Below are 10873 nucleotides of genomic sequence, written 5' to 3'. Positions count from 1 at the left end.
CGACGAAGGGCGAGCCGATCGGACTCGCCACTCGTGCATGTTCTTGAACCATGTCGCCCCGCCCTACCCGGAGAGATGGAAATTGCCGGAGGTGCCGTAGATGGCGAGCGACATCAACAGCGTCACCATGACGACAGCGATCAGGGACGCGCGCACCGCATTGCCCACCGCGACGCCGACGCCCACGGGGCCGCCCGCGGCGTGATAGCCGTAGTAGGTGTGGATCATCATGACCGCGATGGCCATGAAGATCGCCTGCGCGAACGACCAGAGGATGTCGCTGGGGATCAGGAAGGTCTCGAAATAGTGGTCGTACACACCGGCCGACTGCCCGTAGATCACCACTGTCGCAAAGCGACTCGCGATGAACGAGGCGATGACCGCGAGCGAGTACAGCGGAATGACCGCGAGCATGCCCGCGAGCATGCGGGTGCCGACGAGGAAGGGCACCGGCCGGATAGCCATCACCTCGAGCGCGTCGATCTCCTCGGAGACGCGCATGGCGCCGAGCTGCGCGGTGGTGCCCGCGCCGAGGGTCGCCGCCAGGCCGATGCCCGAAATCACCGGTGCCGCAATGCGAACGTTGATGAAGGCGGCGAAGAAGCCGGTGAGTGCTTCGACGCCGATATTGCCGAGCGAGCTGTAGCCCTGCACCGCGATGGTGCCGCCGGCCGCCAGGGTGAGGAACCCGACGATCACGACGGTGCCGCCGATGACCGCGAGTGCGCCTGTGCCCATGGAGATCTCGGCGATGAGCCGGATGGTCTCGGTGCGGTAGTGGACGAGCGCCTTGGGAATCGAGGCGAGCGACTGCGCGTAGAACACCGCGTGCTTGCCGACCGAGTCCAGGCTGTCGGACGTGCGCTTCACACGCCGCGTCACCCGCGGGAACCGGGATTGGATCACGAAAGCCATGGGATCACCGCACCGCCAACTTGACGCTGATGGCGGTCATCACGACATTGATGACGAACAGCGCCATGAACGCGAAAACGACGGTCTGGTTCACCGCGTCACCGACGCTCTTCGGACCGCCCTTCACGTTCAGCCCCAGGTAGCAGGCGACCAGTCCGGCGCAGAGTCCGAACAGCATGGCCTTCACCTCGGAGATGATCACCTCGGGCAGATGGGTCAGCAGGGTGATGCCGTTGACGAACGCGCCGGGGTTCACGTCCTGCAGGAACACGGAGAAGACGAAGCCGCCCAGAATGCCGATGGCGGACACGAGTCCGTTGAGCAGGGCCGCCACGACCATGGAGGCGAGCACGCGGGGGACGACGAGCCGCTGCACCGGGTCGATGCCCAGCACCCGCATGGCGTCGATCTCCTCGCGGATGGTGCGCGCGCCGAGGTCGGCACAGATCGCGGTGGCGCCCGCACCGGCCACGATGAGCACGGTGACCATGGGGCCGATCTGGGTGATGGCGCCGAAGGCCGCGCCGGCTCCGGACAGGTCGGCCGCGCCGATCTCCCGGAGCAGGATGTTGAGAGTGAAGCTCACCAGGACGGTGAACGGAATCGCGACCAATAGGGTCGGAAAGATGGAAACCCGGGCGACGAACCAGGCTTGATCGATGAATTCCCGTCGCTGGAACGGGGGCCGTACCGCGGCGCGAGCGACAGCACCGGCGAGTTCGAAGAACCCTCCGACCGCCCGCAGCGGTACGGCAAGGACTTCATTCATTCCCGCTATTCCTCCTGCCCCTGCCTAGCTATAGCACCCGAGATGTGAATGTGATCTCGGTCCCGCTCACAGATTAGAACACGTTCTCATCCGATTCGGGAAGGTTTCGCCGGTTTGAACAGGCAATCTTTCTGAACCAGTGTCCAGTTTCGAGAACGTGTTCATCCGGCAACCACCGGTATGTGTGTGACGCCTTTGTGAGGCGTCACACACACAGTTTGATCCTTCCTACCAACTGTCGACCGCATGATCAACCGCTGGACAGGGTAAAAACCCCGGATGACGGTTACATTGACCGGATTATCCGAGATCCATCAGCGAGGACGCGGAAAACGTGGCGCCCGAAGAACGTTCGGCGAAATATGCGCCCAGCGTGGATGCAAGACCCGCTGTGCTCCATTCACCCTCGGCGTCGAAGCGCTGCTCCACCACCGGAGCCGCCATGAGCGCCACCATCGGGCCGTAGACGACGAACAGCTGGCCGCTGACGGCCGCGGCCGCCGGGGAGGCCAGGTAGGCCACCAGCCGCGCCACATGATCGGGCGAGAGCGGATCCGGGCCCTCTTCGGGAGCCGCGGAGAAGACCTTCTCGGTCATGGAGGTACGGGCGCGCGGGGCAATGGCATTGGCGGTCACGCCGAAACGTGACAGCGCACGTGCGGCCGACAGGGTCAGCGCGGTGATGCCCGCCTTGGCCGCGCCGTAGTTGGCCTGCCCCTCGGGACCGAGCAGGCCGGCCTCGGAGGACGTATTGACGATGCGCCCGTACACCGGCGCACCCGCCTCCTTGGACTTGGTGCGCCAGTACGACCCGGCATTGCGGGTCAGCAGGAAATGCCCGCGCAGGTGCACCGCGACCACCGCGTCGAAATCCTCGTCGGACATGTTGAACAACATCTTGTCCCGGGTGATCCCGGCATTGTTCACCACGATGTCCAGCCCGCCGAAGGTCTGCTCGGCGGTGCTGATCAGGGCGTCGGCGGTGGACCGCTCGGCGATGCTGCCCGCCACGAACTCCGCCTTCGCGCCCAGCGCCCGGATATCGGCGAGGGTTGCGCTGACGGCGTCGTTTTCGGCAAGGTCGTTCACCACGACGGACGCGCCGGCCCGGGCCAGTTCGAGGGCTTCGGCCCGGCCCAGACCCGCACCGGCTCCGGTGACGATGGCAACCCGGCCGGCAAGACTCACATCTGAATCGCTCACCGGGCCGACTCTAGAACGTGTTCCACTTCGCGGGCAAGCGCCGATTCAGGCGAGCTTCAGCGCCGCCTTCGGGCACTGCGCGACCGCGGTCTTCACATCGTGCTCATCGGCCTTCGGCACCTCGTCGACGAGGACGTGCAGATTGTCATCGTCATCGAGATCGAAGACTTCAGGGGCGATTCCGACGCAGATGCCGTTCGCCTCGCACTGGTCGAAATCGACGGTGACCTTCATAGGTGACTCCTTAACCTCAGGTATGGCCCGAGAGTAACAAGCAGCGCCGTTCAGAGGTAGTCGGAATGGGCTTAGGGGACCCTATTACTGGAACAAGTTCCACCCCCTGTGCGATGATCGGCGGAACCAGAAACTTCAGGCTAGGGGTACGTACCATGCGGATTGCCTACACGCCGCAACAGGAACAGCTTCGTGCTGAGCTGCGTGACTATTTCGCCAAGCTGATCACTCCCGAACGGCGCCAGGCACTTTCGGCCCAGACCGGCGAGTACGGCTCGGGCAATGTGTACCGCGAGGTGGTCCGGGAAATGGGCCGCGACGGCTGGCTCACCCTGAGCTGGCCGAAAGAGTATGGCGGCCAGGACCGTTCGACCATGGATCAGCTGATCTTCACCGATGAGGCCGCCATCGCCGGCGCCCCGGTGCCGTTCCTGACCATCAACTCGGTCGCGCCGACGATCATGCACTACGGCACCGAGGAGCAGAAGAAGTTCTTCCTGCCCAAGATCGCCGCGGGCGAATTGCATTTCTCCATCGGCTATTCCGAGCCCGGCGCCGGCACCGACCTGGCCTCGCTGCGCACCACCGCCGTGCGCGACGGCGACGAGTGGATCATCAACGGGCAGAAGATGTGGACCTCCCTCATCGCCTACGCCGACTACATCTGGCTGGCCGCCCGCACCGACCCGGAAGCCAAGAAGCACAAGGGCATCTCGATGTTCATCGTGCCCACCTCCGCCGAGGGATTCTCCTGGACGCCGGTGCACACCATGGCCGGGCCCGACACCTCCGCCACCTACTACCAGGATGTGCGGGTCAAGCACTCCGACATGGTCGGGCCGGAGAACGGCGGCTGGTCGCTGGTCACCAACCAGCTCAACCACGAGCGGGTCGCGCTGACCTCCTCCGCTCCGCTGGCGCTGGCGCTGGCGCAGACCACCGAGTGGGCGCGCAATACCAAGAACTCCAACGGTTCCCGCGTCATCGACCAGGAATGGGTGCAGATCGCGCTGGCTCGGGTGCACGCCAAGGTCGAATACCTGAAGCTGCTGAACTGGGAGATCGCCTCGCGCGCCGACGCCGGCGGGGAGGCCGCGCCGCGGCCCTGGGACGCCTCCACCTGCAAGGTGTACGGCACCGAACTGGCCACCGAGACCTACCGCAGCCTCATGGAGGTGCTCGGACCGCAGGCGTACCTGCGCCAGGACTCCCCCGGCGCGCAGTTGCGCGGCCGGCTCGAGCGCATGCACCGCGCCTGCCTGATCCTCACCTTCGGCGGCGGCACCAACGAGGTGCAGCGCGACATCATCGCCATGACCGCCCTCAAGCAGCCGCCCGCCGCCCGCTGATACCGAATCAGATTGCGACGTCCGGGGGCCCTGCGTGGTTACGCAAGCTGCCTCCTCCGGGCCTGACCCGGACGGCGCGGAAAGCAAGGTAACTCCAATGGATTTCACCCTTACCGAGGCGCAGCAGGACCTGGCCCGTCTCACCGCCGAGGTGACCGGCAAGCTGGTCACCGCCGACAAGCTGCGCGAACTCGACAAGAACAAGTCCGATCTGGGCGAGCCCACCGTGCGGTACGACGACGCGCTGTGGAAGTCGCTGGCGGAGACCGGCATTCTGGCCGCCACCCTCCCGGAAGCGGTGGGCGGCAGCGGTTTCGGCGTCCTCGAGCAAATCGCCATCCTGCGCGAGCTCGGCAAGTCCGTGGCCGCCGTCCCCTACCTGTGGTCGGCCATCCTCGGCGCGGGCGTGCTGGCGACCTTCGGCTCGGATGCCCAGCGCGAGTTGGCTTCCCAGGCCGCCACCGGCGAGGTCATCCTCACCGTGGCGCTGTCCGAGGAGCGCAACTGGGAGCCCGAGCACCCCGTCACCACCGCCGACGAGAACGGCTCCTGGCGTATCACCGGCCTCAAGACCACGGTCCCCTTCGCCCGCCAGGCGTCCCGAATCCTGGTCCCCGCCACGGCCAACGGCGTCCCGGCCGTCTTCCTCGTCGACTTGGCCGACGAGAAGGTCCACATCGCCGACCAGATCGTCACCGACCGCTCCCCCGAAGCCGAGATCGAATTCGCAGGCGCCCCGGCCGAATTGGTCGGCACCCTCGACCAGGGCCCCGAAATCCTGAACTGGCTCCTCCAGCGCGCCTGGCTGGGCCTGTCCGCCCAGCAGCTCGGCACCCTGGAGAAGGGCCTCGAACTGGTGGCCGACTACGCCCGCGAACGCGAACAGTTCGCCCGCAAGATCGGCAGCTTCCAAGCTGTCGCCCAGCGCCTGGCCGACGCCTACATCGACGTCCAGGGCATCCGCCTGGCGGTCCAGCAGGCCGCCTGGCGCCTGGCCGAAGGTCTCGACGCCACCAGCGAAATCCACACCGCCAAGTTCTGGGCGGCCGAAGCCGGCCACCGCGTTTCGCACACGGTGGTCCACGTCCACGGCGGCGTGGGCATCGACCGTGACCACATCGTCAACCAGTACTTCACCGCCGCGAAGCACAACGAATTCGCGCTCGGCGGGGCCACCGACCACCTCCGCGCTCTCGGCGCGCAGTTGGCCGCGCAGCACTGAGGTAAACCTTCAGCCGCACAACGGCACAGCGAGGCGGTGGCACCAACCCGGTGCCACCGCCTCTCTCGTTCCGGGGAACTTCCGGGTCGGTGTCACGGCACCAACGGCCCGGCAAGGACTCGTTCACCGGCGGTGCGGTCGCCGGACCAGGTGAAGCCCGGGTCGGAGGCGGGCTTGCGTCCCCACAGGGCGAGCAGGAGATCGGATGTGGGGCCGGAGAGTTCGGCTACCGGCTCGCCGGGGCCGTAGGTCCAGGTGCGGGCGGTGTCGGTGGTGGTGATGCGGAGGGCGGAGGTGGGGGTGGTGGCCAGGCCGCGGTCGATCATGCGCTGGGCGAAGAGTTCGAACACCTCGGCGATGCCGTCGTCCGCCAGGGCGGGTTCGAAGGCTTCGGGAGCGCCCAGGGCGTTTCGGGCGTCCCAGAGGTGCATGAGGGTTTCCTGGGCGCGGCGGCGACGCCAGAAGGCCACATTGCGTGGGAGGAGGCGGGTGAAGGTCCAGGCGGGGGTTTCGGGGGCGGCGGAGAGGGATTGCACTATGGCGTGGGCTGTTTCGTCGTACCAGGCGCGGAGGTCGGTGGGGTCCTTGGGGGCGGCGGGGCCCTCGTAGTCGCCGCGGTTCTCGGCTACGGCGGTGACCACCCAGAGGTTGCCCTGGCCCATGTGGTCGACGAGGTCGTAGAAGGTCCAGTCGCCGCAGGAGGGGACGGGGGTGGTGAGGTCGGCCTCGGGGGTGATGAGGGCGCCGAAGGCGGTGAGCTTGTCGCGCAGGACGGCCAGGAAATCCATGCTGGTCACGGTAACCGGGGCGGCGGGGGCGCGGGGGTCAGGATTCGAATTCGCGGACCGGGAAGAGGCGCTCGGATATCACGCCTGGGTGATCTCCCGCCGGGTCGAGCTCGCGCATGAGACGGTCGGAGGTGGCGTCCTGACGGATGGTGCGGCCCAGGCGGGCGGCGGCGCGGTAGTGGGCGGGGCTGGTCAGGAGCCGCTGCACGGCGCGGGTGATGCGGTGCGGAGATGCCGTGCGGGGCAAGGTGATTCCGGCGTTGTGGGCGCGGACCCGGGCGGCGTTGTCGGCTTGGTCGCGGCCGTGCGGGAGGACCAGGACGGGGAGGTCGGCGGCGAAGGACTTCATGAGGGTGCCGTGGCCGCCGTGCGTGATGACCAGGCTGGCGTGCCGCATGATCGGCAGGTGCGGGGCCGCGGGTAGGACGGAGACATTGGCGGGGGCGGTGAGCGCGGTCGGATGTACCGCGGGGCCGGTGGTGATCACGCCGCGCACGGGGAGACGGCCGAGGGCGTCGGCAATCCGCTGGAGACAGTCGGTTTGGCGCTGGTCCGTGCTCGACAGGGAAACCAGGATCACGGGTGCGCCGCCGTCGGGGACCGTCCACTCCGTGTCCCGGGTCCAGTGCGGGTCGTCCAGGATGGGGCCGGTGAAGCGGACGCCATCCGGCCACGGGGCCGGGAAATCGAAAGCCTCGCTGGACAATACGAGCTGACGGTGGGCCAGCTGCACCTGGTCGCGGTAGTGGGCCAGACGCTCCAGATCGAAGTCGGCGCGCAGGGCGTTGAGCTGTGGCAGCAGTTCCTGATCCCAGCGGCGCTGCACCAGGCCGCCGACCAGATTGTCGCGGGCGCGCCCGAGCGGGCCCTGTGCGCGGGTGAATCCGGATCCGGGCGGCGGGGAGCCTTCGACGGGCAGCGGATAGATGCCGGGCATGAGCACCGAGAAGGGGACGCCCCGGCTCTGCGCGGCCACCATCGCCCCGAATGCGAAGTAGGAGGCGAGCACCATATCCGGTGCCGCACTGTCGATTTCGTCGACGGTCTCGCGCGCGAACCCCGCCCCCGCGCGAATCCGCAACCGCGCACCGGTGGCGGCGACCGCCGCGGCCATGGAGTCCTCCGCGAGCACCGTGACCCGATGCCCGCGCTCGACCAGACGGCGCACCACACCCAACTCCGGCGGTACCGTCCCGCCACTGCCGGTGAGCGCGACCAGGTAGCTGTTTTTCATCAGGCACCTCCCAACAGTCACTCTTGCACGCCGGGCTCACCCGCCACCGCGTGATGGGCAAATGATGTGTCACAGACCACAGCGCGAGCGGTGCCGATTAGTTTTCCGCGCGCACCCCGTCCACACGAATGACATCAAGGAAAGGACGAGCCACCATGGCCAGCAAGATGATCTTCATCAACCTCCCCGTCACCGACCTGGACCGGTCGAAGACCTTCTACGAGGCGCTGGGCTGGAAAGTGAACCAGGACTTCACCGACTGCAACGCCGCCTGCATCGTCATCGACGACAACATCTGCCTGATGCTCCTCACCCCCGACTTCTTCACCACCTTCTCCGAGCGCCCCCTCGCCGACACCAAAGCCACCGTCGCCGCCGCCTACGCCCTCGCCCTGACCAGCGCCGCCGAAGTCGACACCCTCACCGAGGCCGCCCTCCGCGCCGGCGGCACCGAACAGATCAACACCGACAAACGCGCCCAGGAAGCCCAGGTGGGCATGCACGGCCGCACCTTCCTCGACCCCGACGGCCACCAGTGGGAGCCCTTCTACATGGCCTACCCCGGCGCGAACTGACCCGAACTTCCTTGGCCCGCCGTACATTCCGGCGGGCCGACTGCTGTCGCGACCAGTTCCTGTCACCGCCCGACCGCTTCCTGCCAGGGCTTTTCCTCCTGGTATCGGTATCTCCGCTGCGAGGCTGGCGGCATGTCTTTCAATGTCGCCGACCTGTTCGAACATGCGGTGGATGCGGTGCCCGATCGGGTCGCGGTGATCTGTGGGGAGCGGCGGGTCACCTATCGGGAGCTAGACGAGCGGGCCAATCGGCTTGCACATCACTTGTCCGCCAGGGGAATCGGTCATGGTGATCACGTCGGGGTGTACTCGCGCAATTCCATCGAGGCACTGGAGGCCATGATCGCGGCGTACAAGCTGCGGGCGGTTTCGGTGAGCGTGAACTATCGGTATGTGGCGGAGGAGGTGCGCTACATCGTCGACAATGCCGATCTGAAGGCGCTGGTTTTCGAGCGCGCGTACTCCGACATCGTCGCCGAGGTCGCCGCACTCAGCCCGGAGCTCACCGAGTTCATTGCGGTGGAGGATGATTCGGCGCTCGACTACATGCGCTTCGGGGGCATCGCGTACGACGACGCGCTGGCCGGGCAGTCCGGTGAACGCGACTTCGCGGCGCGGTCCTCCGAGGACCTGTATCTGCTCTACACCGGTGGCACCACCGGAATGCCCAAGGGCGTCATGTGGACTCACGAGGACGTGTGGCGGGCACTGGGCGGCGGCATCAACCATGTGACCGGCGAATACGTCGCGGACGAATGGGAGTTGGCGAACAATGCCAAGTCCGCGCCCAGCGGAATCGTCATGGCGCCGCTGTCGCCGCTGATCCACGGGGCGGCGCAGTGGGCGGTGTTCATCGCGCTGAACTCCGGCGGCACAGTGGTTTTCGTGCCACAGTTCGACGCGCACGAGGTGTGGCGGGTGGTGCAGCGGCATCGGGTGAACGTGCTGACCGTGGTCGGGGACGCCATGGCGCGGCCGCTGCTGGACGCGTACCGCGAGGGCGGCTACGACACTCCTTCGCTGTGGGCGCTGAGCAGTCATGCGGCGCTCTTCTCGCATGCGCTGAAACAGCAGTATCTCGAGCTGTTCCCGAATCTGTTCCTCACCGACGTGATCGGCTCGTCCGAGAGCGGCAGCACCGGATTGGCGGTGGTGGGCAAGGATTCCGATCATTCGCAAGGGCCGCGGGTGAAGTTCGGCGCGCAGGCCGCGCTCATCGATGACGACGGGAATCTGGTCGAGCCGGTGCCGGGCGCGGTGGGGCGGATGGCACGCAAAGGCCATGTGCCGCTGGGCTACTACAAGGATCCCGAGAAGTCGGCCACGATCTTCCTGGAAATCGACGGCACCCGGTACGTGGTGCCCGGCGATTACGCGCGCTACGAGGCCGACGGCACCGTCACTCTGCTGGGGCGCGGATCGGAGTGCATCAATACCGGCGGGGAGAAGGTGTTCCCCGAGGAGGTGGAGGGCGCGCTGAAATCGCATCCGAATGTGTTCGACGCCTTGGTCATCGCGGTGCCCGACGAGCGTTTCGGGCAGCGGGTGGCGGCGCTCGTGCAGCCTCGCGGTACATCGCTCGACCTCGCCGAGGTGGACGCGCATGTGCGCACGCAGGTCGCGGGCTACAAGGCGCCGAGGACGTACTGGCTGGTCGAGCAGATGACCCGGCAGCCGAGCGGGAAGGCCAATTACGCTGCCGCCAAACGGTATGCGGCCGAACACGCGGAGGCGGGTCTACCGCCGCGCTGAGCCCCACGGCCGCGACCGCGTCGGCCGGAGCACACCGCGCGGCGCGGCCACGCGAAGTCAGTTCAGCAGGCCCAGTTCGCGTGCCCGGGCGCCGAGCTGGAAGCGACTGGTGACCTCGAGCCGCGCCATGAGGTCGGCGACGTAGCGGCGGTAGGTGCGGACCGAGACCGAGAGTTTGCGCGCCGCCACCTCGTCGATCAGGCCGGCATTGAGGTATTGGATGACGCGTAAAGCGTTCTCGCCCAGTTCCGCATCGCTGACGTCCAGGTGGTCGCGCAGGTGCCGGGCGGAATGCCAGGTGGTGGTGGCGAACTGGTGGATCACGCCGAGCAGGGTGGGTTCGGTGACGAGAACGCCGCGCGGGCGGCGGTCCTCGCTCTGCGCCCACAGTGCGGCCACCCGGCGGTCGATGATGACCGTATTGCAGAAGTTCGCGTCGGTGACCCGGATCTGGGAGTTGACCGCGAAGCGAGTGGGTGCCTCGCGCTGTTCACGGCTGCGCACGTAATCGGGGGAAAGGAGCAGGCGCACCTGGGTTCCCGCGTCGTGCAGGGTGTGCAGCATGGTCTTGCCCGCACCGTATTCGGGTTCGTTGCGCACGGTGCCGGAGATGGCCAGGATGGCCTCCTGCCGGGCGTTGGCGAGCATGCGCTCGAGGTCGGCGCTCCAGCGCTCGTCCGGCCACAGCGGCGTCACATCGTCGGGGGCACGGTGTGATTCGAGGATCTCGGTGAGGGCGATATCCAGGAGATTCCGCGAATGGGTGAGCAGTTGCGCCAGATCGGATTCGGTGCGCGCCATGAGTACCTCCAGTCCCGCGAAGGTCCGACCG

The 10873-nt window shown here is 67.2% G+C and carries 11 protein-coding genes; 4 read left to right on the top strand and 7 right to left on the bottom strand.

Annotation, left to right across the window (positions count from 1 at the left end):
• Nucleotides 1-63: 63 nt before the first annotated feature.
• From H0264_RS04130 to H0264_RS04115, 4 genes are all read right to left on the bottom strand, one after another.
• A complete protein-coding gene (locus H0264_RS04130; RefSeq protein ID WP_181582729.1) occupies nt 64-915 on the bottom strand; it encodes an MlaE family ABC transporter permease in 852 nt (283 codons plus the stop codon).
• 4 nt (nt 916-919) lie between these two features.
• Nucleotides 920-1684, bottom strand: a complete 765-nt coding sequence (locus tag H0264_RS04125) for an MlaE family ABC transporter permease (RefSeq protein ID WP_181582728.1) — start codon at nt 1682-1684, stop codon at nt 920-922.
• A 300-nt stretch (nt 1685-1984) separates the two neighbouring features.
• Nucleotides 1985-2887: a 3-oxoacyl-ACP reductase gene (locus tag H0264_RS04120; RefSeq protein ID WP_181582727.1), complete on the bottom strand. Its 903-nt coding sequence runs from the start codon at nt 2885-2887 to the stop codon at nt 1985-1987.
• A gap of 45 nt (nt 2888-2932) precedes the next feature.
• A complete protein-coding gene (locus H0264_RS04115) occupies nt 2933-3121 on the bottom strand; it encodes a ferredoxin (protein WP_181582726.1) in 189 nt (62 codons plus the stop codon).
• Between the two features lie 155 nt (nt 3122-3276).
• On the opposite strand from H0264_RS04115, the gene H0264_RS04110 reads away from it, so the two are divergent.
• The gene (locus H0264_RS04110; RefSeq protein WP_181582725.1) at nt 3277-4470 is read left to right on the top strand and encodes an acyl-CoA dehydrogenase family protein; all 1194 of its coding nucleotides are present in this window, start codon (nt 3277-3279) and stop codon (nt 4468-4470) included.
• Nucleotides 4471-4567: 97 nt separating this feature from the next.
• The gene (locus tag H0264_RS04105) at nt 4568-5692 is read left to right on the top strand and encodes an acyl-CoA dehydrogenase family protein (protein WP_181582724.1); all 1125 of its coding nucleotides are present in this window, start codon (nt 4568-4570) and stop codon (nt 5690-5692) included.
• A 92-nt stretch (nt 5693-5784) separates the two neighbouring features.
• Here H0264_RS04105 and H0264_RS04100 read toward each other — a convergent pair whose 3' ends face one another.
• Together H0264_RS04100 and H0264_RS04095 are read right to left on the bottom strand one after the other, a co-directional pair.
• Nucleotides 5785-6480 carry a maleylpyruvate isomerase family mycothiol-dependent enzyme gene (locus H0264_RS04100; protein ID WP_181582723.1) on the bottom strand — a complete coding sequence of 232 codons (696 nt, stop codon included), beginning with the start codon at nt 6478-6480 and terminating at the stop codon, nt 5785-5787.
• Between the two features lie 37 nt (nt 6481-6517).
• Entirely contained in the window at nt 6518-7714 is a 1197-nt protein-coding gene (locus tag H0264_RS04095) for a glycosyltransferase (protein ID WP_181582722.1), read from the bottom strand.
• A gap of 155 nt (nt 7715-7869) precedes the next feature.
• Between H0264_RS04095 and H0264_RS04090 the strand changes: the two genes are divergently transcribed.
• A complete protein-coding gene (locus H0264_RS04090; protein WP_181582721.1) occupies nt 7870-8289 on the top strand; it encodes a VOC family protein in 420 nt (139 codons plus the stop codon).
• Between the two features lie 132 nt (nt 8290-8421).
• A complete protein-coding gene (locus tag H0264_RS04085) occupies nt 8422-10041 on the top strand; it encodes an acyl-CoA synthetase (protein ID WP_181582720.1) in 1620 nt (539 codons plus the stop codon).
• Nucleotides 10042-10098: 57 nt separating this feature from the next.
• Here H0264_RS04085 and H0264_RS04080 read toward each other — a convergent pair whose 3' ends face one another.
• Entirely contained in the window at nt 10099-10842 is a 744-nt protein-coding gene (locus H0264_RS04080) for a response regulator transcription factor (protein WP_181582719.1), read from the bottom strand.
• Between the last annotated feature and the right edge of the window lie 31 nt (nt 10843-10873).

The sequence above is a fragment of the Nocardia huaxiensis genome (assembly GCF_013744875.1).
In the GTDB taxonomy this organism is placed as follows: domain Bacteria; phylum Actinomycetota; class Actinomycetes; order Mycobacteriales; family Mycobacteriaceae; genus Nocardia; species Nocardia huaxiensis.
This window is presented reverse-complemented; position numbering and strand designations above follow the sequence as displayed.